General features: G+C 74.5%; 27 protein-coding genes and 1 pseudogene. 13 read left to right on the plus strand and 15 right to left on the minus strand.

Annotated elements, in window-relative coordinates; all coding sequences use genetic code 11:
- The first annotated feature begins 235 nt into the window (after nt 1–235).
- Nucleotides 236–928, plus strand: coding sequence for a YoaK family protein (locus ACFEMC_RS00730; RefSeq protein WP_380172636.1), 693 nt, complete (start codon nt 236–238; stop codon nt 926–928).
- A 208-nt stretch (nt 929–1,136) separates the two neighbouring features.
- Here ACFEMC_RS00730 and ACFEMC_RS00735 read toward each other — a convergent pair whose 3' ends face one another.
- The 4 genes from ACFEMC_RS00735 to ACFEMC_RS00750 form a co-directional block, all read right to left on the minus strand.
- Nucleotides 1,137–1,481 (minus strand): STAS domain-containing protein, encoded by a 345-nt coding sequence (locus ACFEMC_RS00735; protein WP_380172638.1) that lies wholly within the window; start codon nt 1,479–1,481, stop codon nt 1,137–1,139.
- A 42-nt stretch (nt 1,482–1,523) separates the two neighbouring features.
- Nucleotides 1,524–2,039, minus strand: a complete 516-nt coding sequence (locus tag ACFEMC_RS00740; RefSeq protein WP_380172640.1) for an ATP-binding protein — start codon at nt 2,037–2,039, stop codon at nt 1,524–1,526.
- Between the two features lie 49 nt (nt 2,040–2,088).
- Nucleotides 2,089–2,334, minus strand: coding sequence for a hypothetical protein (locus ACFEMC_RS00745; RefSeq protein ID WP_380172642.1), 246 nt, complete (start codon nt 2,332–2,334; stop codon nt 2,089–2,091).
- 99 nt (nt 2,335–2,433) lie between these two features.
- A complete protein-coding gene (locus ACFEMC_RS00750; protein ID WP_380172644.1) occupies nt 2,434–2,910 on the minus strand; it encodes an Asp23/Gls24 family envelope stress response protein in 477 nt (158 codons plus the stop codon).
- 323 nt (nt 2,911–3,233) lie between these two features.
- Here ACFEMC_RS00750 and ACFEMC_RS00755 point away from each other — a divergent pair, with 323 nt between their 5' ends.
- Nucleotides 3,234–3,770 (plus strand): RNA polymerase sigma factor, encoded by a 537-nt coding sequence (locus ACFEMC_RS00755; protein WP_380176518.1) that lies wholly within the window; start codon nt 3,234–3,236, stop codon nt 3,768–3,770.
- Complete coding sequence (locus ACFEMC_RS00760) at nt 3,767–4,231, plus strand: hypothetical protein (protein ID WP_380172646.1); 465 nt, start codon at nt 3,767–3,769, stop codon at nt 4,229–4,231. Before ACFEMC_RS00755 ends, ACFEMC_RS00760 begins: the two co-directional genes overlap by 4 nt.
- Nucleotides 4,232–4,293: 62 nt before the next feature.
- Here the strand turns inward: ACFEMC_RS00760 and ACFEMC_RS00765 are convergent, their stop codons facing one another.
- Nucleotides 4,294–4,908: a hypothetical protein gene (locus tag ACFEMC_RS00765; RefSeq protein WP_380172648.1), complete on the minus strand. Its 615-nt coding sequence runs from the start codon at nt 4,906–4,908 to the stop codon at nt 4,294–4,296.
- A gap of 150 nt (nt 4,909–5,058) precedes the next feature.
- Between ACFEMC_RS00765 and ACFEMC_RS00770 the strand changes: the two genes are divergently transcribed.
- Genes ACFEMC_RS00770 through ACFEMC_RS00780 form a run of 3 tightly spaced genes read left to right on the plus strand, consistent with a single transcriptional unit; the run spans nt 5,059 to nt 7,527 of the window.
- Complete coding sequence (locus tag ACFEMC_RS00770) at nt 5,059–5,916, plus strand: DUF2382 domain-containing protein (RefSeq protein WP_380172650.1); 858 nt, start codon at nt 5,059–5,061, stop codon at nt 5,914–5,916.
- Nucleotides 5,917–5,960: 44 nt separating this feature from the next.
- Complete coding sequence (locus ACFEMC_RS00775) at nt 5,961–6,323, plus strand: DUF2382 domain-containing protein (protein ID WP_380172652.1); 363 nt, start codon at nt 5,961–5,963, stop codon at nt 6,321–6,323.
- A 40-nt stretch (nt 6,324–6,363) separates the two neighbouring features.
- On the plus strand, nt 6,364–7,527 hold the full coding sequence (locus ACFEMC_RS00780) for an alpha/beta hydrolase (protein ID WP_380172654.1): 1,164 nt from the start codon (nt 6,364–6,366) through the stop codon (nt 7,525–7,527).
- A 16-nt stretch (nt 7,528–7,543) separates the two neighbouring features.
- Here ACFEMC_RS00780 and ACFEMC_RS00785 read toward each other — a convergent pair whose 3' ends face one another.
- Nucleotides 7,544–9,691 (minus strand): RecQ family ATP-dependent DNA helicase, encoded by a 2,148-nt coding sequence (locus tag ACFEMC_RS00785; protein ID WP_380172656.1) that lies wholly within the window; start codon nt 9,689–9,691, stop codon nt 7,544–7,546.
- Between the two features lie 54 nt (nt 9,692–9,745).
- Here ACFEMC_RS00785 and ACFEMC_RS00790 point away from each other — a divergent pair, with 54 nt between their 5' ends.
- Genes ACFEMC_RS00790 through cls form a run of 4 tightly spaced genes read left to right on the plus strand, consistent with a single transcriptional unit; the run spans nt 9,746 to nt 13,377 of the window.
- Complete coding sequence (locus ACFEMC_RS00790) at nt 9,746–10,126, plus strand: pyridoxamine 5'-phosphate oxidase family protein (protein ID WP_380172658.1); 381 nt, start codon at nt 9,746–9,748, stop codon at nt 10,124–10,126.
- Nucleotides 10,127–10,178: 52 nt separating this feature from the next.
- A complete protein-coding gene (locus ACFEMC_RS00795; protein ID WP_380172660.1) occupies nt 10,179–11,228 on the plus strand; it encodes a ketopantoate reductase family protein in 1,050 nt (349 codons plus the stop codon).
- Nucleotides 11,229–11,241: 13 nt separating this feature from the next.
- Complete coding sequence (locus tag ACFEMC_RS00800) at nt 11,242–11,892, plus strand: VOC family protein (protein ID WP_380172662.1); 651 nt, start codon at nt 11,242–11,244, stop codon at nt 11,890–11,892.
- Nucleotides 11,893–11,904: 12 nt separating this feature from the next.
- Nucleotides 11,905–13,377 (plus strand): cardiolipin synthase, encoded by a 1,473-nt coding sequence (gene cls / locus ACFEMC_RS00805; protein WP_380172664.1) that lies wholly within the window; start codon nt 11,905–11,907, stop codon nt 13,375–13,377.
- On the opposite strand, the gene ACFEMC_RS00810 is transcribed toward cls, so the two are convergent.
- From ACFEMC_RS00810 to ACFEMC_RS00845, 8 genes are all read right to left on the minus strand, one after another.
- Nucleotides 13,358–13,984, minus strand: coding sequence for a hypothetical protein (locus tag ACFEMC_RS00810; RefSeq protein WP_380172666.1), 627 nt, complete (start codon nt 13,982–13,984; stop codon nt 13,358–13,360). The two genes, cls and ACFEMC_RS00810, sit on opposite strands and share 20 nt — an antisense overlap.
- Before the next feature lie 14 nt (nt 13,985–13,998).
- Nucleotides 13,999–15,882 (minus strand): cation:proton antiporter, encoded by a 1,884-nt coding sequence (locus ACFEMC_RS00815; protein ID WP_380172668.1) that lies wholly within the window; start codon nt 15,880–15,882, stop codon nt 13,999–14,001.
- A 105-nt stretch (nt 15,883–15,987) separates the two neighbouring features.
- Complete coding sequence (locus ACFEMC_RS00820) at nt 15,988–17,451, minus strand: aldehyde dehydrogenase family protein (RefSeq protein WP_380172670.1); 1,464 nt, start codon at nt 17,449–17,451, stop codon at nt 15,988–15,990.
- 43 nt (nt 17,452–17,494) lie between these two features.
- The gene (locus ACFEMC_RS00825) at nt 17,495–18,523 is read right to left on the minus strand and encodes a zinc-binding dehydrogenase (protein WP_380172672.1); all 1,029 of its coding nucleotides are present in this window, start codon (nt 18,521–18,523) and stop codon (nt 17,495–17,497) included.
- 3 nt (nt 18,524–18,526) lie between these two features.
- Nucleotides 18,527–19,945, minus strand: coding sequence for an adenylosuccinate lyase (gene purB, locus ACFEMC_RS00830; protein WP_380172674.1), 1,419 nt, complete (start codon nt 19,943–19,945; stop codon nt 18,527–18,529).
- Between the two features lie 49 nt (nt 19,946–19,994).
- Nucleotides 19,995–20,195, minus strand: coding sequence for a DUF2945 domain-containing protein (locus tag ACFEMC_RS00835; RefSeq protein WP_380172676.1), 201 nt, complete (start codon nt 20,193–20,195; stop codon nt 19,995–19,997).
- Nucleotides 20,196–20,231: 36 nt separating this feature from the next.
- A complete protein-coding gene (locus ACFEMC_RS00840; RefSeq protein ID WP_380172678.1) occupies nt 20,232–20,798 on the minus strand; it encodes a molybdenum cofactor biosysynthesis protein in 567 nt (188 codons plus the stop codon).
- On the minus strand, nt 20,795–21,556 hold the full coding sequence (locus tag ACFEMC_RS00845; RefSeq protein ID WP_380172680.1) for a fructosamine kinase family protein: 762 nt from the start codon (nt 21,554–21,556) through the stop codon (nt 20,795–20,797). The genes ACFEMC_RS00840 and ACFEMC_RS00845 overlap by 4 nt, the downstream gene beginning before the upstream one ends.
- 173 nt (nt 21,557–21,729) lie before the next feature.
- On the opposite strand from ACFEMC_RS00845, the gene ACFEMC_RS00850 reads away from it, so the two are divergent.
- The 3 genes and pseudogenes from ACFEMC_RS00850 to ACFEMC_RS00860 all read left to right on the plus strand — a co-directional run.
- On the plus strand, nt 21,730–21,975 hold the full coding sequence (locus tag ACFEMC_RS00850) for a hypothetical protein (RefSeq protein ID WP_380172682.1): 246 nt from the start codon (nt 21,730–21,732) through the stop codon (nt 21,973–21,975).
- On the plus strand, nt 21,972–23,507 hold the full coding sequence (locus ACFEMC_RS00855; RefSeq protein WP_380172684.1) for a hypothetical protein: 1,536 nt from the start codon (nt 21,972–21,974) through the stop codon (nt 23,505–23,507). The genes ACFEMC_RS00850 and ACFEMC_RS00855 overlap by 4 nt, the downstream gene beginning before the upstream one ends.
- 61 nt (nt 23,508–23,568) lie before the next feature.
- A pseudogene (locus ACFEMC_RS00860) lies at nt 23,569–23,625 on the plus strand (type II toxin-antitoxin system prevent-host-death family antitoxin); the annotation flags it as partial.
- Between the two features lie 468 nt (nt 23,626–24,093).
- Here the strand turns inward: ACFEMC_RS00860 and ACFEMC_RS00865 are convergent.
- Nucleotides 24,094–24,642 carry an NADPH-dependent FMN reductase gene (locus ACFEMC_RS00865; protein ID WP_380176520.1) on the minus strand — a complete coding sequence of 183 codons (549 nt, stop codon included), beginning with the start codon at nt 24,640–24,642 and terminating at the stop codon, nt 24,094–24,096.
- Nucleotides 24,643–24,646 lie beyond the last annotated feature (4 nt).

Raw genomic sequence — 24,646 nt, forward strand, 5'->3', positions numbered from 1 at the left:
GTGTCTTGGAGCCCACCGGGTTCGCAGTCCTCCCGCCCGTCGCCACCCACGCCCCCGTCCGTCTCGACGACGTCGCCCGTGACGCGGCCCTGGCCAGAGCGCGGGAGGCCGTCACCGGTCCGTCGACCCGCTGACCCCACGCGGTAGCTTCGCCGACGTGCCCGTCCCGCCTGCCCACCCGAGGACCGACCGCGTCGTGGACGGTGCGGCCGACCCCGAGGGGTCCTGACCCGGCGTGGGACTGCGCAGCCGGCCGGAGTCCCTCGCGGTGGCCTCCCTGCTCGCCGCGACGGGCGGCTTCCTCGACGCCAGCACCTACCTCGCCCGCGGAGGCGTGCTGGCGGCGGCGCAGACCGGCAACGTCGTCCTGATGGGCGTCGCCGCGGCGGCCGGTGACGTCGGGAAGGCCTTGGGCCACCTCCCGAGCCTGCTCGCGTTCCTCGCCGGGGTGCTCCTGACCGAGGTCCTCGACGGTCCGCGGGCGCGGCGGCTGCTGCGCCGACCGGTCCGCGCGGTCCTGCTCCTGCAGGTGGCGGTCCTCGTCGCCGTCGGGTTCGTCCCCCTCGCCCCGGTGGGCACCACGACCACCTCGATCGCCTCCGCCGGCGTGGCGTTCGCGGCCGCGATGCAGGTCAACGTGTTCCGCTCGGTGCGGGGCCTGACGTACGCGACGACGTTCGCGTCGGGGAACCTGCGCAGCCTCGTCGAGAAGACCTACGCCGTCGTCCGGCGCCGCGGGGACCCCGAGAGCACCGGCCGGCAGGCCCGGGACCTCGCCACCGTGATGGTCTGCTTCGCGAGCGGCGCGTTCGCCGGGGCCCTCGCCACCGACGCCTGGGGGGCGCGCGGCACCTGGGGCGGCGCCGTCCTCCTGCTCGTCGTCCTGGTCCTGGTCGTCCAGGAGACGCGGCGCATCGAGCGCGGCTGACTCCTCACGTCGCAACGTCGTGCGCGGCACCGCGAGTGCGGCCACCAACCCCAGCACGGAGGCGCCAGCGGCCGGCACGGGGTTCGTCGCAGGCTCCGGTGTCGACCTCGCGCTCGAACCGGTCGTCACCCCGAGGGCCCACCCGGGGACCCTGCTGGACCGCCCGCCGGACGTCCGTCCGGGAGGGCGCCGGCCCTCGGCGGAACTCTCAGTCGACGATGTCGAAGATGGTCACGAGCTTGGTGACCTGGAGCAGGTACAGCACCTGCGGCGCAGGCTTCACGAGCGTCACGCGGTGCGGGGTGACCGCTCGCGTGAGGCGCACCAGGAACGAGGCGCCGGTGGACTCCAGGAACGTCACGGCGGACAGGTCGACCCGCACGGGCAGTCCCGCGGCCCCGGCCCGGGCGCACAGGTCGTCCAGGACGTTGCCGAGGGCGGCGTCCACCTCACCGTGCAGGGTGATCGTGGTGAGCCGGGCCTCGTGGTCGACCTCGAGGTGACCGCCGTCGGTCGCCTCGTCGGGGCCCTGGCCGAGCTCGGAGTTGGTCACGCTGGTCCTTCGCTTCGTCGTCCGCTCCGGTCCGGAGCGGTCTCACGGGGAGAGTAGGTCACGTCGGCTCGTCGTCACAGGGGTCGGCGTGGCGTGCCGGTGCGTCGCGCGTCCGTCGTGGTGCTCCTGGCGCAGGCGCTCCTGCCGGTCCAGGCGGCACCAGACGGTCTTGACCGTCTGCACGGGCGGGACGGACGCGTGGTGGTCCCGACCGGGGGGGTGGTGCCTCACCCCCCAGTCCCGGCTCAGCAGCTCGACGAGGTGGACGCCGCGCCCACCCAGGTCTGCGGGGTCGGCGACCGTCGTCACGGGAGCGGCGGGGTCACCGTCGCTGACCGACAGGACCACGCCCTCGGCCTCCACGCACTCCAGGCGCAGCACGATCGGGGGCCCTGCGTGGCGGACGGCGTTCGTCACGAGTTCGGTGAACAGCAGCTTGGCCTGGTCCAGGTGGGCGCTGGAGTGCTGGTGGCACCAGTGCTCCTCCAGGAAGTGGCGGGCCAACCGCCCCGACGACAGGTCGACCGGGACGACCAGGGTCGAGGCAGGGGTGGGCACGCACACCAGCTCATGGTGGGGCGAGGGAGCCCGGCGCGCTCGTCGGCGCTCAGCGGGCCCGGCGGACGGAGTGCCCCGCACCGCTCGTCGAGGTCGTGTCCGGCGCGGTGCCCGACCTCCGGGACCCGCGCTTGCCCACGACCTTGGCGGAGGCGCGGAGGCCGCGGGACAGGACGGTCTTGCCCTCCGCGCGCTCCAGCCGGGTGGCCAGGTGGTCGAGGGCCTTGGCGCTCAACGGGACCGCCACACCCCCCACGAACCAGCGCTTCGCGCCCTGGGAGAACTTGTTCGGCACGACGAACTCCTCTGCTGCGTGGGGGTGGAACGGGAGGCACCCGGGCGCGGCCGTCTTCTCGACCGGGCCCGGGCGCAGCAGGCGTGCTGCCTCAGGGCGTCACTGGACGCGGGGCGCGCTCTGCTCGTCGTCCTGGTCGTCGTCCTCGGGCAGGTGGACGTCGGAGACTTCGAGGTTGACCTCGGTGACCTCCAGGCCGGTCATGCGCTCGACGGAGGCGATGACGTTGCGGCGCACGGCGGAGGCGAGGTCGGCGATGGGGACGCCGTACTCGGCGATCAGCGTGATGTCGACGGCGGCCTGGCGTTCGCCGACCTCGACGGAGACGCCCTGGGAGTGGTTGGTGCGGCCGCCGGGGATGCGCTCGCGCAGGGCGCCGACGGCGCGGGCGGCGCCGCCGCCGAGGGCGTGGACGCCGGAGATGTCGCGTGCGGCGATGCCGGCGATCTTGGAGACGACGGTGTCGGCGATGGTGGTCGCGCCGTGGTCGCTGCTCAGGCCGGAGCGCTGGCTGCTGCCGTTCGCCGGGGCGGTGCCGGTGACGTTCGGGCGGGTGGTGGCAGTCGTGTCGGACACGATTCCTCCTGGTCTCTCCGGTCGGGGTCCGGCCGCGCGGTTGCAGCCGGTTCAGGGGGTTGGAGCGCCGCCGCGACGGATCGTCACGCTCCAGGCCTTGTGAGCTGCATCACACACCCCGTCCGAGCAGGTGCTACCCATGCGTGCGCGGGTCGACGAGATCCCCTTCTAGACAAGGGTTTTGCGGTATCACAGGCCGATTCGTTCGACTCGCGGCGTGTCGGGCGACGTGGTGCGCTTCAACCGCACCAACCGCACCACCGTCCGGGAAGAGCTGTGGAGAAGACCTCGTGGATGCAGAACGCGCTGACGTTCCCGACGACGTGCTCGCTCGGCGAGCAGGTCTCGGGGACCGTGACGCCTTCGCACTCATCGTGGACCGCCACGGTCCCGCTCTCCTGCGCTACGCGGGCAACCTGTTGCACCGCAGCGACCAGGCCGAGGACTGCGTCCAGGACGCCTTCCTCGCCGCCTGGCGCGGGCTGCCCACCTTCCGCGGCGACTCGACGTTGCGCACCTGGCTCTTCACCCTAGCCCGCCACGCGGCCTTCGCCCGCCTGCGCCGCTGGCCCAACGCCGGCAGCCGCCCCTTCATCCCGGTCGAGGAGGTGCAGGACCGGCTGCGCGACTTGCGGGAGGACCCCGAGCGGTCCAGCGTGGAGAGCGCCCTGCGCGAGGCCCTCGAACTCGCCCTGCAGCTGCTGCCACCGCGACAACGCACCGCGTGGCTGCTGCGCGAGGTGGAGGGACTGAGCTACGAGGAGGTCGCCTCCGTGCTCGGCACCACGTCGACCGCCGTGCGCGGTCTCCTGGAACGCTCCCGGACCACCCTGGCCACGACCCTGGAGGAATGGCGGTGACCACGACTCCCGACCACAACCCTGCGAACCCCGCGACTCCGGCGTCCGGGGACCAACTGCTGGCGCAGGCCGCCGAAGCGCTCCGGTTGCACACCCCCTCGGGGTGGCAGGTCTTCCGGGTCAACCTCCTCGAGACGGTCCGCCGGGCCTACCGCCCCTCGGCCCCCATCCGCGGCCGGCACGAACGCGGCGAGTTCGTCGTCTCCTGCGACGTCCTGACCGCCGACGTGCGCGAGGCGGTCGACCGGTTGCCGCAGGCCGAGGTCACCGCGGTGCGGTGCGTCACCGATGAGCAGGACCACCTCGAGCTCCTCACCGTCGAGACCGGCGTCCGGTACGGCGCCCACGTCCCCACCGCGGCCGAGGAGGTCCGCCGCGCGGTGGTGGGGACCATCCGCGAACTGCTCGGCGAGGTCGACGGGGTCCGCGTCCACGTGCACGTGGGTGACGTCTTCCCCTGACCGGTCCCTGACACGACGGCGCCCCTCCCCGGGCCGGGGAGGGGCGATCTCGTCGGTGGTTCTCAGCGACGGCCCGGCAGCAAGCCCTTCACGACCTGCGACGCCTTCTGCTGCTCACCCTGCTGAGCCGTCAGGACGAGCAGGACGCCCGTCAGTGCCGGAATGGTCCACTGCAGCACCTTCAGCTTCTTCATGGACGACGCCACGTCCGGCGGGGTGTCCGCGTTCGGGTCGACGCCGGAGTTCGCCGGCGCCTTGGAGTCCTTCCCGAGGCGAGCCCCCTCCAGCCCGGACCAGGCGGTCACGCCCATCGCGGCCAGGGTCACCACGGTCTTGACGGCGCTGTTCCCGCGCGTCCCCGACTGGGCCACGACCCGGCCGCGGTTCGCGGTCAGCAGCCCGATGGCGCCGACGGAGTGCGCCGCCAGCGCGGCCGCGTTCACCGGCGCCCACCGGGCCCAGCCGGCGGCGGCGACGTGCGTGCGGTCGGACGGGTCGCCCACGGCCGCGGAGGCACCGTTGAGGCCGACCGCCCCGAACAGCGAACCGCCGAACCAGGCGGCCAGCCCGATGTCGTGCAGCGAACGGATGACGGTCTGACGTTCTCCCACGGTGTCCTGCTCCTCCTCGGTGCGTCGCCGCCGCGGAACTCCTCCGCGCGACGCCGGTGCAGTCACCGGCAGCCACCTCCTACCCCGTGGAACCGTCGACAACCCCACGGTTGAACGCGCTCCCAGCGGGAAGGAGGAGGCGGGACGTCGCGAGGAACACGTGAGGAACACCGCGACGATCACCGCGATCCGCGACTGCAGGACGAGAGGGAGACCATGGCCCGCAACAGCTTCACGCCCGAGGACCTCTACGAAGCGACCGTCGTCGCCGACGACGGCGACAAGATCGGCAAGGTCGAGGACGTCTACCTCGACAACGCGACCGGCCAGCCCGAGTGGGTCTCGGTCAAGACCGGTCTGTTCGGTTCCAACCTGTCCCTCATCCCCCTCGCCGAGGCGCAGGCGAACGCGGGGACGCTGACCGTGCCGTTCGGCAAGGCGAAGGTCAAGGACGCCCCGCACCACGACCCGGGCCGCGAGCTCAGCGAGTCCGACGAGGACGAGCTCTACCGGTACTACGGCCTCGGGACGGGGCAGGCAGTCCGGGACACCGGCACCGCGACCGGTGACGCGACGGGCACGGCGACGACCGGCGGCGCCGGGTACGACCTGGCCGACGACACCCGCGAGCGGAGCACCGTGGGTCACGACACCGTCGGCCACGACACGTCGGGCCCCACCACGGACGACGCCATGACGCGTTCCAAGGAGGAGCTGCGCGTGGGCACCGAGACGGTGGAGCGCGGCCGCGCCCGCCTGCGCAAGCACATCACCACCGAGAACGTGTCGCGCACCGTGCCCGTCTCGCACGAGGAGGTCCGCGTCACGCGCGAGCCCATCACGGAGGAGAACCGCGGCGCCGCCCTGTCCGGCGGTGACCTGACGGAGGAGGAGCACGAGGTGGTCCTCACCGAGGAGCGCGCCGTCGCCGAGAAGGAGACCGTCCCGGTGGAGCGCGTGCGCCTCGACACCGAGACCGTCCAGGGCGAGGAGACCGTGCAGGCCGAACTGCGCGAGGAGCAGATCGACCTCGACGCGGGCGAGCGCACCACGCGCGGGGCGGACCGCTCCTGAACCACCGCCCCGACGACGTCCCGGCCGACGGGGCCACCCCCGAGGTGGTCCTGTCGGCGGAGGCGCTGCGCACCCGCACCGTGCGGGTGGCCCGGGAACGCGTCCGCATCAGCAAGCGCATCGTCGAGACGACGCGCACCGTCGAGGTGCCCGTCCGGGTCGAGCAGCTCGTCGTCGTCCACGAACCGCTCGGACCGGGTGACCCCGTCCCGGACGTGGACCCCTCGGTGCCCGTCGAGGAACTCGTCGTCGTGCTCCACGAGGAGGTCCCCGAGGTCACGCTCCGCGTGCACCCCGTCGAACTCGTGCGCGTCGGGGTCGAGACGGTGTCCGGCGAGGTGGTGGTCGAGACCACGCTCCGCGCCGAGGAGGTCGAGGTCGACGGGCCGCCCCTCCCGGGGAACTGAGGCGTCCCGGGGGCGTTCAGGAGGAGTGGACGTACTCGGGGTGCCCGCGCGGGCGCTGCGCGACAGGACCGGGGGCACGCTCGACCGCCCCCTCGCTGGGGGCGGGTCGTTCCCGCTGACGTGGGTCCGCTCCGGTCCCCCGCAGGACGTCCCCGTCCTGGTCGTCCCCGGGGGCCCCGGCATGGCGTCCGTCCTGCCGTACGAGCGGTTGCGCGCCACGGCCGCCGCCCACGGCGTCGGCTCGGTGATGGTCGAGCACCGGGGGATCGGGTTGTCCCGCACGGACGGCGCGGGTCGTGACCTGCCGGTCGCCGAGGTGACCGTCGAGGCCGCGGCGGACGACCTGGCCGCGGTCCTGGACCACCTCCGGATCGAGCGGGTCGTCGTCGACGGCAGTTCCTACGGGACCTACCTGGCGCAGGTGTTCGGGGTCCGGCACCCGCACCGCGTCGCGGCGATGGTCCTGGACTCGCCGCTGCTGTCCGTGGCCGACGACCTCGTGGCCGTCCGGGCGCACCGGCGTCGGCTGCTGTGGGACGCCGACACCCCGCTGGCCGCTGCGGTGCGGTCGGTGGACGCCGACCCGGACGAGGTCGCCTCCGTGGTCCCCACCGTCTACGAGTTCGCGGGCCCCGAGGCACTGCTGCGGCTGCTGCGCGCGCGTGCGGAGGGGAAGCTCGCGGGGCTGTGGCGGCAGGTCGCACGGCTCTCCGAGGGTGAGCTCGACGGCCGGGGAGTGCGCCACGTCACCGAACCCGACCTCGTGGCCGGCATCGGCTTCGGCCAGCTCGGGTACGGGCTGCCGCCGGACGGCGGGCCGCTGGACCCGCAGGTCGCCTTCGCCCGCGTGGCCGCCTCGCGTCCGCCGTACCGGGGCGAACCGTACGACCTGCCGTCGCTCGTCCCGGGGTTCACGTGGCCCACGGTCGTGGTGTCCGGCGACCTCGACCTGCGGACGCCGCGGCCGATCGCCGAGCGTCTGGTGGACCTCCTGCCCGACGGGGTCCTGCTCGAGCTGCCCGGTCTCGGGCACAGCGCGATGGACACCCACCAGCGAGCGGCCGTCCTCGTGGCCGCGGCCGTCCAGGCCGGCACGGCGCACCGGTTGCCGGCGCTCGCGGACCGCATCGCGGCGCTGCCCCGCCGCGGGGCGTCGCGGTTGCTCGGCACGGCCGTCCGGGCCGCCGTCCGACTCGGGGGCTGACCCGGGCGTCTGCCCGTCACTCGCCGTCGGCGAGGACGAACGGCCACACCGAGTCCGCCCCGGCCCGCCGAACGAGTCGGGAGGCGACCGTCAACGTCCAGCCGCTGCGCGTCCGGTCGTCCACGAGCAGCAGGTTGCGGCCGCGGACGAGGTCGGGGTCGGGGAGTTCGAAGCGCCGCACGACCTGGGCCAGCCGGTGCGCGGAGTTCACGTCCGTCCGCGTCGGGGAGTCGTCGAGCAGACGGAACGTCGTCACCAGCGGGAGCCCCGTGTACCGCGCCAGACCGTCCGCGAGGTGGGACACGAGCTGGGGACGCGAGGCCGAGCACATGGCCACGATCCCGTCGAGACCCAGCTCGCGCGCCCAGTCGTCGAGCACGGCGGCCGCGGCGTGCCGCAGCGGGACCGGCGTCTCCTGGTCCGGGGAACCGGGGGCGAACAGTTCGCGCACCGGCCCACCCCAGCCGAGGTCGGTGGTCCGGGCCACCGCGCGACCGACGCCGGGTTGCTCCGCCGGCGCGATCCGCCCGGACAGGGCGACGTCCATCCCCTTCATGCCCGTGGGCCACACCTTCTTCGGTTCCAGGGGGACACCGGGTCGGTCCAGGTCCGCGCCGGCCTGCGCCACGGCCGTCTCGTCGACGGTGACCGCGACGTCGAAACCCCCGCAGTTGTCGCAGCGGCCGCACGGTGCCGCGTCCGCGTCGTCCAGGGCGCGGCGCAGGAACTCCAGCCGGCACCCCGTCGTGCTGACGTAGTCGACCATCGCCTGCTGCTCGACCTCGCGGGTCGCGCTGACCCGCGCGTACCGTTCGGCGTCGTAGGCCCACTCCTGACCCGTCGCCTGCCATCCGCCCTTCACCCGCCGGACGGCGCCGTCGACGTCGAGCACCTTGAGCATGAGTTCGAGGCGGTTGCGCCGCAACGTCACCCGCGTCTCCAGGGCCTGCGTGGACAGGGGTTCTCCGGCGTCGGCCAGGACGCTCAGCGCGAGGCGCACGTCCTCCTCGGCCGGGAACCCGATCGAGGCGAAGTACCGCCAGATGTCGCGGTCCTCGGCGCCCGGCAGCAGCACGACCTCGGCGTTGTCGATGCCGCGGCCCGCGCGCCCCACCTGCTGGTAGTAGGCGATCGGGGAACTCGGTGCCCCCAGGTGCACCACGAACCCCAGGTCCGGTTTGTCGAACCCCATGCCCAGCGCGCTCGTCGCGACGAGCACCTTCACCCGGTCGTTGACGAGGTCGTCCTCGGCCTGCAGCCGCTCCACGGCCTCCGTCTGCCCGGTGTACGGGACGGCCTCGATGCCGTGCGAGCGCAGGTGCGCGGCGACGTCGGTGGCCGCCGACACCGTCAGCACGTAGACGATCCCCGACCCGGGCAGTTCCGGGAGGTGCTGCACCAGCCACGCGAGCCGGTGGGCGTGCGAGGGCATCCGGACGACGGCCAGCCGCAACGACTCCCGGTCCAGGGAACCCCGCAGGACCAGCACGTCCTCGAGCGTGCGGGTGCCCGTCACCGACAACTGCTCGGCGACGTCGGCCGTCACGCGCGCGTTCGCCGTCGCCGTGGTGGCCAGGACCGGGATCCCGTCGGGCAGGTCGGCCAGCAGCGTCCGGATCCGGCGGTAGTCCGGCCGGAAGTCGTGGCCCCAGTCCGAGACGCAGTGCGCCTCGTCGACGACGAGCAACCCCGTGGTCGCGGCCAGCGGGGGCAGCACCTCGTCGCGGAACCCGGGGTTGTTGAGGCGTTCGGGGGAGACGAGGAGGACGTCGACGGCGCCCGCGCGGACCTCCTCGTACACCCGGCCCCAGTCGTCCCCGTTGGTCGAGTTCACCGTCACGGCCCGCACGCCGGCCCGTTCGGCGGCCGCGATCTGGTTGCGCATCAACGCGAGCAGGGGGGAGACGATGACCGTCGGGCCGGACCCGCGGGCGCGCAGCAGGGCCGTCGCCACGAAGTACACCGCCGACTTGCCCCACCCCGTCCGCTGGACGACCAGGGCCCGGCGCCGGTCGGCCACGAGCGCCTCGATCGCCGTCCACTGGTCCTCGCGCAGGGCCGCGGCCGGGTCGCCGACCAGGCGGCGCAGGACCTCCTCGGCCTCGGCGCGCAGGTCGGCGCGCGCGTCGGCGCTCACGGGCTGAGGGACTGCTCCAGCGGACATGCCCCGGATGCTGCCACCGTCCTCCGACAGAGCGGTCACGGCAGACTGGAGGCTGTGGACGACACGGTCCCGGCCCGCCTGAGGACCGAGCGCACCCTCTGGTGCTGCACCCTGCGCCCCGACGGGTCCCCGCACCTGACCCCCGTCTGGTTCGTCCACCTCGCCGGCGCCTTCTGGATCGGGACGGCGGCCCACAGCGTCAAGGTGCGCAACGTGCGCGCCGACCCGCGCGTCAGCCTCGCCCTGCCCGACGGGGACGCGCCGGTCGTGGCCGAGGGGGACGCGGCCGTGCGCACCAGCGGGTACCCGGACGAGGTCGTCGCCGCCTTCGACGCCAAGTACGGATGGGACGTGCGGGACCCCCTGGGCGACGGGACCCCGGGGGCGCTGCTCGAGGTCGGCGTCCGGCGCTGGCTCATGGCGGGCACCGCGTGAGCGTCGACCCCGGTCCGTCCGTCCCCACCGGGTTGCACCTCCGAGGTGGTGCTTGACTGCCACGGTGCGCTACGTCGTCATCGGAGCAGGAGCCATCGGCGGGACCCTCGGGGGCCGCCTGGGACAGCACGGTCACGAGGTCGTCCTCGTCGCCCGTGGCGCGCACGCCGACCGCCTGCGCGCCAGGGGGTTGCAGCTGCTGACGCCGACCGGGCCCGTCGAGCTGCACGCCCCGGTCGCGAACTCGCCGGCGGACGTCGAGCTCACGCCCGACGACGTGCTCGTCCTCGCCGTGAAGGTCCAGGACGCGGCGGCGCTGCTCGCCGACTGGGCCGCCGCCCCCGTCGGGGACTCCACGGCCGGTCAGACCCTGCCCGTCGTCTGCGCGCAGAACGGGGTCGAGGGCGAGCGGCTGGCGCTGCGGTGGTTCCGCCGCGTCGTCGGGGCCTGCGTGTTCCTGCCCGCCAGCCACCTCGAACCCGGCGTCGTCATCTCCGAGGGCACGCCCGTCTCCGGCGGCCTCGTCCTCGGGCGCTACCCGCACGGCCGGGACGAGCTGGTCGAGACCATCGCGGCCGACCTCGCCGCCTCGGGGTTCGCGACGGCCGTCAGCGACGACGTCATGGCCGCCAAGCGCGGCAAGCTGCTCGACAACAGCGGCAACGCCCTCGACGCCGTCTGCCGGCCGGGGCCGGGCTGGGAGGAGCTGCGGTCGCGGGCCCGCGCGGAGGGCGAGGCCGTCCTGGCCGCGGCCGGTTCCCCGGCGCTGACCCGCGAGCGGGCGCTCCCGCAGCTGGCCGAGCTCGGCTTCCAGACGGCCGAGGTCGCCGGGACCGAGCGCCTGGGCTCCTCGAGCTGGCAGAGCCTGCACCGCGGCGGCTCCATCGAGACCGACTGGCTGAACGGCGAGATCGTCCACCTGGGCCGCCGGCACGACGTCCCCACCCCCGTCAACGAGGCCCTGCAGCTGCTCGCCGCGACGTCGGTGCGCGAGGGCCTGGGACCGCGGGCGTTCGACGCGGCGGACGTGCTGGCGCTCGCGGACGGGCACGAGAGCGAGCGCGCGGGGGAGCCCGCGGCGGTCGGCGCGGAACGGGCCTGAGAGGCTGACCGGCATGCGCGTGGACCACGTCGGCTTCGCCGCCGGGCCGGAGGGCCTGGCCGAGAGCGCCCGGTCCCTGGCGGCGCGGCTCGGCGTGCGGGTCGTCGAGGGTGGTCCCCACCCCCGCTTCGGCACCCGCAACGCGGTCCTGCCGTTGTCGGAGGGCACCTACGTCGAGGTCGTGGAGGTCCTCGACCACCCCGTCGCCGACAAGGCGCTCTTCGGGCGGGCCGTCCGTGAGCGCACCGAGGCCGGCGGCGGCTGGTTCGCGTGGAGCGTCCTCGTCGAGGACATCGAGAGCTACCGCGACCGGCTCGGCGAGGACATCGAGGAGGGCGTGCGCCGCCGTCCCGACGGGGTCGAGCTGCGCTGGCGGCAGATCGGCGCCCCCGCCCTCAACACCGAACCCCAGCTGCCCCTGCTCATCGAGTGGGACGGCCCGCAGACCCAGCACCCGTCGGCGCTCTCGCTGGCCGGCGGGACGCGCCTCGCGGGTCTCACGATCGCCGGTCAGCGTTCGCGCGTGCGCAACTGGCTCGGGTTGTCGGCGGAGTTCACCCCGGACCGCGTCGAGTTCACCTGGCTCGACGTCGTGGGCAGCCCGCGTGCGACGGGCCTGCGCTCGGTGACGTTCGAGACCACGCGCGGCACCGTCGAGATCTGAGCGCGGACCCGGATGGACTGGCCCGACTGGCTGCCCTCGCTGACGGCGTCGGCCATCGCCCTGCTCGTCGTCGACCTCGTCGTGCGCGTCACGGCCGTCGCCGTCGTCCCGGTGAACCGGCGACCGAGTTCGGCCCTGGCGTGGTTGCTGACGATCTTCTTCATCCCCTACGTCGGGGTCGCGGCGTTCCTGCTCATCGGCAACCCGAAGCTGCCGCGCGCCCGCCGGCGCAAGCAGCGGGAGATCAACCAGCTGATCCTCGACTCCACCAAGGGCATCGACCTCGTCTCGACCGAGCACCCGTGGCCGCCGTGGCTGTCCGGGATCGTCGAGCTGAACCGCAACCTCGGGTCCATGCCGCTCGTCGGCGGGAACTCCGCCGTGCTGTGCGGGGAGTACGACGAGGCGATCCGGGCGATGGCCCGCAGCATCGACGGTGCCCGCGAGTACGTCCACGTCGAGTTCTACATCATGACCAAGGACCCGACGAGCGAACCGTTCTTCACGGCCCTGGAACGCGCCGTCGAGCGGGGCGTGAAGGTCCGGCTCCTGCTGGACCACGTGGGGTCCCTGCGCTACCCCGGGTACCGGCGGACCATCCGCTACCTCGAGGACATCGGGGTCGAGTGGCACCCGATGCTGCCGGTGCAGCTGCACAAGCTGAAGTACCAGCGCCCGGACCTGCGCAACCACCGCAAGCTCCTCGTCGTCGACGGCGACGTCGCGTGGCTGGGGTCGCAGAACGTGCTGGACCGCAGCTACAACAAGCGCGGGAACCTCAAGCGCGGCCTGCAGTGGCAGGACCTCATGGTCCGGCTCGAGGGGCCGGTCGTCTCCGGGGTCGAGGCCATGTTCATCACCGACTGGTACTCCGAGACGGACGAGCTCCTGCAGTCCGAGCGCCCCGAGGTCTCCCCGGTGGGTTCCCCGGGACGGCTGGAGTGCCAGGTCGTCCCCAGCGGGCCGGGTTTCGACGGGGAGAACAACCTCAAGCTGTTCAACGCGCTGCTGTACTCCGCCCAGCGCCGCATCTCCATCACGAGCCCGTACTTCGTGCCGGACGAGTCGATGCTGTCGGCGATCACGACGGCCGCCGAACGGGGCGTGGACGTCGAGCTGTTCGTCTCCGAGCTCGGCGACCAGGCGCTCGTGCACTACGCCGAGTGCTCCTACTACGAGAACCTGCTGCGCGCGGGCGTGCGGATCTTCCGCTACCCCGCGCCGTACGTGCTGCACGCCAAGCACATGACGGTCGACGAGGAGGTCGCCGTCATCGGTTCCTCGAACATGGACATGCGCTCGTTCCTGCTCGACCTCGAACTCACCCTCATGGTGTGCGGCCGGGAGTTCTCCGACGACCTGCGCCGCGTCGAGGACGAGTACCGCGCCAAGTGCGCCGAGCTCACCCTGGAGCAGTGGCTGGCGCGGTCGCGGATGCAGGTCATCAAGGAGAACGTCGCGCGGCTCACGTCCGCGCTGCAGTGACTCCGGCGGGCCGCCGGACCCCGAGCGCCGCGAGCTCGAGGTCCGCCAGGTCGGCCACGACGCGCGCGTCCCCCGTCAGCCAGCCCGTGGCCGGATCGGGGTCGACGGCGAGCAGGACCGGTCCCGGCCTGCGCTGCAACGCCCGCAGCGCGAGCACGCGGTCCCCGGCTGAGGTGCCCGCCAGCCGGCGCGCGTCCCGGGCCCGCGCCGCCCAGCGCAGGCGCCGCACGACCCGCACCCCCACGACGACCAGGACCGGCAGCAACGCCGTCAGCAGCCCCAGGACGGTCGCCAGGTGCAGCACGGCGTCGCGCTGCTCCCCGGCGGCCCGGGCCAGGGACGCGGCGCTGTCGGCGGAGCGGTCCAGCAACCCCGCCACGTCGTCCCCCACGAGCGGGGCGCGCTCCAGCGAACCGCCCGTCGAGCGCAGCCCGTCGGCGAGCGCCGTGGACCCGTCCGCGAACCGGCGCGCCGGGTCCGCCACACCCGCGACGGCGGCGTGCACGGCCCGGCCGGCCAGGACCGAGGCGACGACGACGAGCAGGCAGCCGGCGTCGCCGACCACCTGCCGGGTCCGGCGGGCGGGCAGGTCGGCGTAGAGGGGCACCCCTCCAGTCTGGGTCAGCCCAGCTGTGAGTCCACCCAGCACCACCGCCACGCCTCGCCGGGTTCGGCGCTGACCATCGTCGGGTGGGCCGTCGCGGTGAAGTGGGCGCGGGAGTGCCGCAGCTCGGAGGAGTCGCAGCAGCCGGTGTAGCCGCAGTGCAGGCAGGTCCGCAGGTGCACCCACGCCTTGCCCGCGGCGACGCACTCGGCGCACCCGAGCGGCGGTGCGCCCCAGCGCTGCGTCGCCTCGTCCCGCCCGACCGAGACGCGCAGGTGGTCGCAGCCCTCGCCGGCCGTGCGGGGGGCCAGGGCGCGGTCGGGCGCCAGGGGTTCGAGGTCCTCGAGGCGGTCGAGCAGCGCCTCCTCGAAGTCGACGTCGGCCAGGGCGCGCTGCAGGACCTCCGGGCTGGCGGCGCCGCGGTCGCGGGCCTGCACGACGACGGCGCGTTCGGCGGCGAGCATCTCCAGTCGCAGCGTGGAGTAGACGACCGACGGGGTCATGACGTCGGACGAGGGACGGCCCAGCCGTTCCCACGCGGCGTGCGAGCGGGACTTCGACCGACCGCGCAGCTGCACCACCAGGTGCTTCGGCTCGTCGCCCGTGAGCAGCTCGTCGAGGCGGCGCAGCCCGGCCGCGGCCGCGGCGTCGCCGAGGGCGGCGGCCGCGAGCGCGTCCTGCGCGGGGTCGGGGCCGGGGATCGCGAGCCGGCGCACGACCGTCGGCAGCGTCAGCCCCTGCACGAGCAGCGTCCCGACCACGGTCGTGAACGCCGCGAGCAGCAGCACGTCCCGGCCGGGCACGTCCTCGGGGATGAGCTGCGCGGCGGCCAGGGTGACGACCCCGCGCATCCCCGCCCAGGACAGCAGCAGGGAGACGCCCGGGGACCAGGCCCGGGCGCGCAGGCGCGGCACGGCGTGGAAGAAGCCCGAGGCGGCGAAGACGAACACGAACCGGGCCGCGATCGTGGCGACGAGCACGCCGGCGCAGACGGCGAGGACCCGGGCACCGGAGTACCCGCTCTCGGCGGCCCCGGCCAGCAGCAGCGGGAACTGCAGGCCGATGAGCAGGAAGACCGCGTTCTCCAGGAGGAACGCGACCGTGCGCCAGTTCAACGTCTCGGCCACGCGGGAGGCCGCCGTCTGCACCTTCGGCGAGACGTGCGCCATCGCCAGGCCGGTGACGACCACCGCCAGCACCCCGGAGACGTGGAACGCCTCGGCCGGCAGGAACGCGAGGTAGGGGGCGACGAACGAGACCGCGGTGTCGAGGACGGGGTTCTCGATGCGGCGGCGGACGACGGCCAGGACGGCGGCGACGAGGCCGCCGATGAGCACCGCGCCCACGACGGCCAGGACGAACTCACCGCCGATGTGCCAGGGCGACAACTGCGTCGTCAGCGCCGACGTGGCCGCGGCCAGGGCGATGAGGGCGGAGGCGTCGTTGAGGAGGCTCTCCTCCTCGAGCATCGTGGCGACCCGGCGGGGCAGCCCCAGGCGCCGTCCGATGGCGGTGGCGGCCACGGCGTCCGGCGGGGCGACGACCGCGCCGAGCGCCATGCACGCCGCCAGCGCGACCCCCGGCAGCAGCCACGACGTGGTCCACCCCACGACGAGCGTCGTGAACACCACGAGGACGACCGAGAGGAGGACCGTCGCGGTCTTGTTGCGGCGGAAGTCGACGAGCGACGTCGACGCGGTGGCGGCGTAGAGCAGCGGGGGGAGCAGGCCGTTGAGGACCAGTTCCGGGCCGAGGGTGAACGACGGGACCCCTGGGACGAGGGCGGCGAGCGCGCCCACGACGACGAGCACCAGCGGGGTCGGCCAGCCGAACCGGTCGCAGGCCGCCGCCACCGCGCACACCCCGACCGTCAGCGCCACGAGCGCGATCGCGATCTCCACGGCGGGGAGACTACGGCTCGGCGCAGGGTCGCGGGACCGGGTCCCGGTGGGTGGTGGTCCATGGGTGCAGCCGCGGGTTCCGGTCCGCGGCTGCACCCGCGAGGCTCAGAACGGGTAGGACCCCGGGCGGCGGCGCATCGTGATCCAGCGCGTCTCGGTGAACGCCTCGACGTTCGCCTCGACCCCGCCGTGCCGCGAGCCCGTCCCCGACGACCCGACCCCGCCGAACGGGGCGTTGGCCTCGTCGTTCACCGTCTGGTCGTTGATGTGCACGATGCCGGTCGGGATGCGCTGCGCCAGCTCGTACCCGGCCATCGCGTCGGCCGTGACGATCCCCAGCGACAGGCCGTACTCCGTGTCGGCCGCGAGGGCCACGGCCTCGTCGTCGTCGCGGAAGGGGACGACGGAGGCGACGGGGCCGAACACCTCGTCGCAGTACGCGGCGGCGTCGCGCGGCGGGTTCGCGAGCACGGTCGGCCGGTAGAACAGGCCCTCGTACGTGCCCCCGGCGCGCAGCTGCGCCCCCTTGGCGACGGCGTCCTCGACGAGGCCGTGGACGCGGTCGCGCTGGGTCTCGTCGATGAGCGGGCCGAGGTGGACCTGGCCGGCCGCGGGGTCGCCGACGTGCATCGACTCGGCCTTGGCCGCGAGCTTCTCGACGTAGGACTCGTAGAGCGACTCGTGCACGAGGTGCCGGCCGACGGTCATGCAGATCTGCCCCTGGTGCAGGAACGCACCCCACGTCGCGAGGTTCACGGCCTCGTCGACGTCGGCGTCGTGCCGGACGAGGAACGCGGAGTTTCCGCCCAGTTCGAGGTGGGCGCGCTTGAGGTGCTTGCCGGCCAGCTCGCCGACGCTGCGACCGGCGCGGGTCGAACCGGTGAACGCGATGACGCGGACGCGCGGTTCGGTGACGAGGGCCTGCCCGACGTCCCCACCGCCGGGGACCAGCTGCAGCACGCCTGGCGGCAGCCCGGCCTCCTCGAAGATCCGGACCATCGTCACACCGCCCGTGACGACCGTGCGGGGGTCGGGCTTGAGCAGGACGGCGTTGCCGAGGGCCAGCGCGGGCGCGACGGCCCGGATGCCCAGGATGAGCGGCACGTTGAACGGGGAGATGACGCCGACGACCCCGACGGGCACGCGCTGGGACAGGGACAGCCGCGGCTCCTCGCTCGTCAGGACCGACCCCGACGCCGCCGAGGGCAGCGCGGCCGCCTCGTAGCACTCGGCGGCCGTGACGTGCAGGGCGAACCCGGCCAGCGGCGGGACGGCGCCGACCTCGCGCACGTTCCAGCCGGAGATCTCCTCGGCGTGCTCCTCCCACAGCTGCCCGGCGCGGCGCAGGACGGCGGCGCGGGCGGGGTGCGGCAGGGCGGCCCACTCGCGCTGGGCCTTCGCGGCGCCCTCCGCGGCGCGGGCGACGTCGTCCGCGTCCGCCATCCCGACCTCGACCAGGGTCTCGCCCGTGGCGGGTTCGACGCTGGGGGTGCTGCCGCCGCCGCCGCGCACCCAGGCGCCGTCGACGTGGATGCGGCCGGCGAAGTCCTGCGGGTCCAGAAGTGTCACGAGTCCTCCTCGACAGGTGTGGACCCCCATCGTGCACGACGCCTCAGGGGCGCAGGACCGTGATCCCCGCAGTCGTCGCGGCGCCGACGTCGGCCAGGGCGCGGGGTCCGGCTTCCAGCGGGCGTTCCCGCGTCACGAGCTCGGCGAGCGGGAAGCGCCCCGACGCGACGAGCGCCAGCAGGCGCGGGTAGTCGTGCGCCGCCATACCGTGGCTGCCGAGCACCTGCAGCTCCCCGGCGATGACGAGGTCCATCGGCACCGACGGCTTCCCGCCGGCGGCCGGCAGGAGCCCGACCTGCACGTGCCGACCGCGCCGGCGCAGGGACCGCACCGACCCCTCGCACGTGGCGGGCAGGCCCACGGCGTCGAGGGAGACGTGGGCTCCGCCCCCGGTGAACTCACGGACCGCCTCGACGGCGCCGTCGGCCGGGACGGCGTGCTCCGCCCCGAAGGTCAGCGCCAGCTCCCGGGCGGCGGGGGAGGGGTCGACGGCGACGACGCGCGCCCCGGCGGCGGCCGCGACGGCGACCGCGGACAGCCCCACCCCACCGGCCCCGTGCACGGCGACGAACTCCCCGGCGCGCACGGCCCCCACGTCGGTGACAGCGCGGAACGCCGTGGCGACCCGGCAGCCGAGCGCGGCCGCGGCGGAGGTGGAGAAACCCTCGGGCAGGGCGACGAGGTTCACGTCGGCGTGGTCGAGCGCGACCAGCTCGGCGAACGAGCCCCACCCGGTGAACCCCGGCTGGGTCTGCGACCGGCAGACCTGCTGGGCGCCCGCGGCGCACTCGGGGCACGTCCCGCAGGCCGTGACGAACGGGGTCGTGACGCGGTCGCCGACGTGCCAGTTCCGCACGTCGGCGCCGACCGCGGCGACCGTCCCGGCGAGTTCGTGCCCCGGCACGTGCGGCAGGACGACGTCGTCGTCGTGCCCCTGCCAGGCGTGCCAGTCGCTGCGGCACACACCCGTGGCCTCGACGGCCACCACGACCCCGTGCGGGGCGGGCGTGGGGTCGTCGACGTCGGCCAGGTGCGCGGGCGCGCCGAACTCGGTGACCAGGACGGCGCGCACGGCTCAGTCCTCGTCGAGGACGGACACCAGTGCGGCGGCGTCACCCGTGTAGTCGGCCGGCGTCAGCAGCGACAACCGCGCCGCCTCGCCCTCGGGCAGGCCGAGACCGGCGACGAACTCCTGCAGCTTGGCCTGGTCGACCTTGCGGCCGCGGGTGAGTTCCTTGAGGCGCTCGTAGGGTTCGGGCAGCCCGTGCACGCGCATGACGGACTGCACGGCCTCGCCGAGGACCTCCCAGTTCTGGTCCAGGTCCGCCGCGAGCGCCGCGGGGATCGCGTCGAGGCCGGCGAGGCCGCGCTGGGCGTTCTCGATCGCCAGCAGCGAGTGGCCGAACGCGACGCCGATGTTGCGCTGCATGGAGGAGTCGGTGAGGTCGCGCTGCATCCGCGACGTCGTGAGCGTCTCCTCCAGCACCCGGAACAGCCCGCCGGAGACCTCGAGGTTCGCCTCGGCGTTCTCGAAGCGGATGGGGTTCACCTTGTGCGGCATGGTGGAGGACCCGACGGTTCCCTGACCGCGGACCTGGGCGAAGAACCCGTAGGAGATGTACGTCCAGACGTCGGTGCAGAGGTTGTGCAGCACCCGGCCGAAGCGGGCGACGTCGGCGTACAGCTCGGCCTGCCAGTCGTGCGACTCGATCTGGGTGGTCAGCGGGTTCCAGGTGAGACCGAGACCGGTGACGAACTCGCGCGAGACGGCCGGCCAGTCCGTCGTGGGGACGGCGGCGCGGTGCGCGGCGTACGTCCCCGTCGCGCCGTTGAACTTGCCGAGGAACTCCGCGTCCGCGGTGCGGCGCAGCTGGCGGCGCATGCGGTGGGCGAGGACGGCGAGTTCCTTGCCGAGCGTCGTCGGCGTCGCGGGCTGGCCGTGCGTGCGCGACAGCATCGGGACGTCGCGCAGGTCGTGGGCCATCCGGACGACGTCGTCGACCAGGCTCGTCGCGGCGGGCAGCCAGACCTGCTGCACGGCGTCACGGACCATGAGCGCGTAGGAGAGGTTGTTGATGTCCTCGCTGGTGCAGAACAGGTGGGTGAGTTCGGCGACGTCCGCGAGCGACGTGCCCTCGAGGCGGCGCTTGATCCAGTACTCGACGGCCTTGACGTCGTGCACGGTGACGCGCTCGATCTCGCCGAGTTCGGCGACGGCCGCGGCGTCGAAGCGCAGCGGCAGTTCACGCAGGAACGCGGTCTCGTCCTCGGTGATGCGGCGCACACCCGGGACGACGTCGTGCGAGCCGAGGAAGACGAGCCACTCGACCTCGACGTGGATGCGCCGACGGTTCAGCGCCGCTTCGGACAGGTGCGCGGCCAGCGGGGCGACGGAGCGGCGGTAGCGCCCGTCGAGGGGGCCCAGCGCGGGGTCGCCCAGGTCGGCGGCGGTGAGGGTGGTGGCGGCGTCCAGCTCGTCGGTCACGGGCCACATGGTCCCACGCCGCCACCACCGCTCCCGCGGTCCCGGGTCGGCGGGACCGTCAGGCCTTGTCGACCGAGGACTCCTTGTGCGCGGCCTTCTTGCCGGACTTGTCGCTCTCCACGATGAGCTGCGGGTCGTCGTCGGACGCCTTCCGCTTCTGCCCGTACAGCTCGAAGTCGTCGGTCTTCTTGTCCGTGACCTTCCCCTCGGTCGTGCCCTGCGGGGTGTTCCACTCGACGTGATCGCCCTTCTTCACCATGCGTCCAGCGTCGGGGCAGTTCCGGGGCACCGCACGTCAGGGGAGGGGGTGCCGTCGCAGGACCGGTTCACCCGCGCGGGCGGGGTCGAGCGGGACGGGGGACCGCAGCACCCCGGCGCCCAGGGCGATGCAGCCGTCGGTCACCGGCGTGCAGCGCAGACCGCCGCGCCCGCGCAGCGCCCGGTGCGCCCCCGGCGCCGCGACACGGTCCATCCAGGCGCAGGGGTTGGCCGGCCGACCACCGTGCAGGGTGACGGACCCGGCCGCCGTGACGACGTCGAAGTCGTGCCCGCGCAACGGGTCCAGCTCCACCCCGCGGACCACCACGTTGCGCCGGGCCAGCAGCGGGTCCGGGACGGCGTCCAGCTCCAGGTCGCGGGCGACGGCCTCCCACGCCTCCAGGGCGAGGAACGTCACCGCGGCGTCCATGTGCGCGGCCTTGCCGAAGAACCGGTCCCCGCGGATCCCCTTGCCGGCGACGACCTCGACCACGTCCGGGGTGTGGGTGGGGACGTCCGCGGCGCCGTCGCGGGGGCGGCCGAAGTAGGCGTGCTCGGGGGAGACGAGGAGGTGGACCACCTCCACCGGGTACTCGTGGGTCACAGGGCCAGCGTCTCGCGTGCGGCGCGGACCGCCTGCCCGGCGTACCCGCCGCCGAACAGGACGGTGTGCACGAGCAGCGGGTGCAGCTGGTGCAGCGGGACGCGCCGCCGCCAGCCGGGCGCGAGCGACGCGGCTTCGGCGTGGGCGGCGAGGACCCGGTCCAGGTGCGGGAGCCCGAACAGCGCCAGCATGGCCAGGTCCGTCTCCGGGTGGCCGCCGTGGGCGGCGGGGTCGATGAGCACCGCTCCGTCGGAGGACCACAGCACGTTGCCCGACCACAGGTCGCCGTGCAGCCGGGCCGGCGCGGACGGTTCGCCCGGCAGGTCGCCGGCGAGGAGACGCTCGCAGACCGCGTCGACGACCTCGGCGTCGGCCGCGGTCAGGTGCCCGGCGTCGCGGGCGGCGCGCAGGTGGGGACGCAGCCGGTGCTCGGCGAAGAACTCGCTCCAGCGGGTCGATGTGGTCGTCATCGGCAAGGGCAGCGCCGCGATCCAGCCGTCCCCCGCCAGGTCCGGGGGCGGCGCGCCGAACCGGTCCGCCCCGGCGGCGTGGGTGCGGGCGAGGTCGCGTCCGAACGCCTCCGCGTCCGCGGCGGTCGGTGGGACCCCCTCGACGCGGCGCAGCAGCAGGCCGTCGTCCCGCACGGCGAGCACCGGGCACACCGCGACACCGCCGGCCGCGGCCAGCCAGCGCAACCCCGCCGCCTCGGCGTCCCGGGGGCCGGGACGGTCGTGGCGCTTGAGGAACGTCTCGCTCACGCGCCCATCCTCACCCTGGGGACGACGGCGCGCCGACGACGTCGCGGTCTCCACAGGGCAGCCCGGCGGCCGCCCGTCCACAGCTCCGACCGTCTCCCCGGCCGGAGCCGCTCCGGGCGACCTACGGTCGCCCGGCGTCGACCACGACGCGTCCCCCACGGCAGGAGCTGCGCATGGATCCCGGTCAGGCCCACGTCGAGAACCTGGCCCGCCGCCTCGCTGCGGAGGCCGAGGACGTCCGCTCCGTCCGTCACCACCTCCTCGCCACCGCGGACGTGGAGTGGGCGGGCCTGGCCGCCACCCGCTTCCGCGCCGAGCTGGGGCGGACGGGGCAGCGGGTCGAGCACCTGGCCCAGACGGTCGAGGAGGCGGCCGGCAGCCTGCGCGCGCACGCGACGGCGATGGCGGGTCCGGTGTGAGCGGCGGGATCACCGTCGACGCCGGCTTCGCCGTCGACCCCGACCAGCTCGACGCGGTGGCCGCGCAGCTCGCGGGCGTGGCGGCGACCGTGGCCGGGGTCGGCGCGGTCGCCGTGCTGACGGCCGCAGACCCGGTGCTGCCGTTGAGCGCCCCGCTCGCCCCCGTGACGGCCGGGCGCGTGGCCGGCGATCTCGCGCGGATCGTCGCCGGTGGGGTCTCGGCGCCCGCGGTCGCGGCCCAGGTGCTCGCCCTCGCGGGCCGCCTCGAGGTCACCTCGCTGCGCTACCGGGTCGGCGACGAGACCGCCGACGCCGTCGTGGCCCTCGCGCGGCGGGTCGTCGCGCAGGCCGTCGTCGACGCCGCCCCCGAACTCGCCGGGACCGCCGGGGCGGTCGTGGCCGCCGACGTGCTGTTCCGGCTGCAGGAGGTCGAGCACCACGTGGTCGTCGCGGCCGTCGCGCAGGCCGTCGAGGGGGACGTCGACCTCGGCGTGCTCGCGGCGACGGCGGCCGAGGAGGTGGGGAAGGTCGACGACCGCGTGCTCGTCGACCTGCGGGGGGCGGGGACGCTGCTCGCGGCCCACCCGGACGTCGTCCGGGAGCTGGCCGCGCTGACGCCCGACCTCGCCCGGGCGGCGGGTCTCACCGGGGTCGAGGACGTCGCCGACGTCGCCGGGCTGCTGACCTCGGCCGGTGCCGTGACCCCGCTGTTCCGCGAGACGCCGGTGCGCGTCACGCCCCAGACCGTCCCCCGCGCCGTCCCGTCCCGGCCGCCGCGCGGGTTCGCCGAGGTCCTCGACGGGGTCGCCCACCAGTCGACGGGGTACACGGCCGCGGCAGGCACCGTGGGCGGACGCCTCTCCGCCGCGGGCGAACCCGCACCCGGAGGCATCCGCCTCGAACGCGTGACGCACGCCGACGGGACGGTCGCGTGGATCGTCGAGGTGCCCGGGACGCAGGACTGGACGCCCCTGCCCGGCAGCACCAGCACCCCGATGGACCTGACGACGAACCTGCGCGCCGTCGCCGGCGAGCCCACCGCCACGGGCACCGCCGTCGTGGACGCCCTGCGGCAGGCCGGGGTCCGGCCGGACGAACCGGTCATGCTCGCCGGGCACAGCCAGGGCGGGCTGACGGCCGCCTCGCTCGCGGCCGACCCGGCCGTGGTCGCGGAGTTCCACGTCACCCACGTGCTGACGGCCGGGTCCCCGACCGACGGCCTGCCCGCCGCCCCGGGGATCCGGACCGTGTCCCTCGAGCACAACGGCGACCTCGTCCCCGCCCTCGACGGCACGGACGCCGCGGGCTCGGAGGACCGGACGGTCGTGCGGCGGGACGTGTCCGACCAGGAAGGGGTGCGCGAGGACCCGCTGGCCGCGCACGGCTGGTCGGGGTACCTGAGGACGGCGGCCCTCGCCGACGCCTCCGACGACCCGGCGCTGCGCGCCTTCCGCGAGAGCGGCAGCGCGTTCTTCGACGCCCCCGGCGCGCGGGTCGACGTCTTCGACTACACCGCGGAGCGGGTCCCGTGAGCAACGCCAGGACTTGGTCGGACTCAGTCCACACCCTTGGTCGGTGACCCGGACGGTGAACGTGCACGAGGCCACGACGCACCTGTCGCGCCTCCTCGAGGCGGTCGAACAGGGCGAGGACGTCGTCATCGCCCGGGCGGGCGAGCCCGTCGCCCGCCTGGTGCCCGCGCGTCCCCGAGGCGCCCGGGTGCCCGGTGTGTGGAAGGGGCTAAGTGGTCGTGCCCGACGACTTCGACGAGACGCCGGACGAGCTCATCGCCGCCTTCCACGGGGACCTCGAGCCCGACGACGAGGCGCCTCACCACGAGACGTCGGTCCCGTGAGTCTCCTCCTCGACACCCACGTCCTGCTGTGGTGGTTGACCGACGACGCGCGACTGTCCGGGCGCATGCGGACGGAGATCGCGAACACCGACTGCCGGAACACCTGCAGGAGCAGGGATTCGGGACGCTCGCCGTCACGGTCGAGGACGGCGTGGGGCGGGAGCCCTCCCGCGTCACCACGCCGACCCCTTCGACCGGATGCTCATCGCCCAGGCCGTCCGGCGTGACCTCACCCTGCTCACGGTCGACCGCCGGTTCAGCGCCTACGACGTCCGGCTGCTCGCCCAGGTCGCCCGGGGCCCGCGTCCGGCGCTCGCGGTCGCGCGCACCGTGGCGCCCCAGCGCTCGACGTACGCGGCCAGCGCCGGGGTGTCCGCGCCCTGCGCCTCCGCCTCGCGGTCGATGAGGTAGAGCCCGGGAGAGGGCACGGCGGCACCCAGCTCGGAGAGCACGGGCTTGAGCAGCAGGTCGGCAGCCAGGGCGTGCCCGGGGGCGGCGCCGAGCATCAGCGGGACCGCGGTGACCCCGCGCAGCCCCTCGCCGCCGGCGAACTGGTCCAGGAACAGCTTCAGCAGTCCGGTGTAGGTGGCCTTGAAGGTGGGGGAGGCCACGACGAGCAGGTCGGCGGAGGCGACGTCGGCGACGGCCTGCTGGACGGTGGGGTCGCCCCAGCCGAGCAGTCCCGGGCCCAGGGTCGTGACGTCGACGACCTGGTCGACGGGGGCCTGCGCGAGCAGTTCGGCGGTGGTGACGGCCGCCGTCAGCGTGCGCGACCCCGCCTTGGGGTTGCCGCAGACGACAACCGTGCGCAGTCCG

This window comes from Kineococcus sp. DHX-1 (assembly GCF_042473625.1).
Classification (GTDB): domain Bacteria; phylum Actinomycetota; class Actinomycetes; order Actinomycetales; family Kineococcaceae; genus Kineococcus.

Coding starts and splice junctions, on each gene's coding strand:
- ACFEMC_RS00800 (WP_380172662.1), top strand. CDS start 11,242: ATGCGCGTGGACCACGTCGGCTTCGCCGCCGGGCCGGAGGGCCTGGCC.
- ACFEMC_RS00850 (WP_380172682.1), top strand. CDS start 21,730: ATGGATCCCGGTCAGGCCCACGTCGAGAACCTGGCCCGCCGCCTCGCT.
- ACFEMC_RS00835 (WP_380172676.1), bottom strand. CDS start 20,195: ATGGTGAAGAAGGGCGATCACGTCGAGTGGAACACCCCGCAGGGCACG.
- ACFEMC_RS00770 (WP_380172650.1), top strand. CDS start 5,059: ATGGCCCGCAACAGCTTCACGCCCGAGGACCTCTACGAAGCGACCGTC.
- purB (WP_380172674.1), bottom strand. CDS start 19,945: ATGTGGCCCGTGACCGACGAGCTGGACGCCGCCACCACCCTCACCGCC.
- ACFEMC_RS00785 (WP_380172656.1), bottom strand. CDS start 9,691: ATGTCCGCTGGAGCAGTCCCTCAGCCCGTGAGCGCCGACGCGCGCGCC.
- cls (WP_380172664.1), top strand. CDS start 11,905: ATGGACTGGCCCGACTGGCTGCCCTCGCTGACGGCGTCGGCCATCGCC.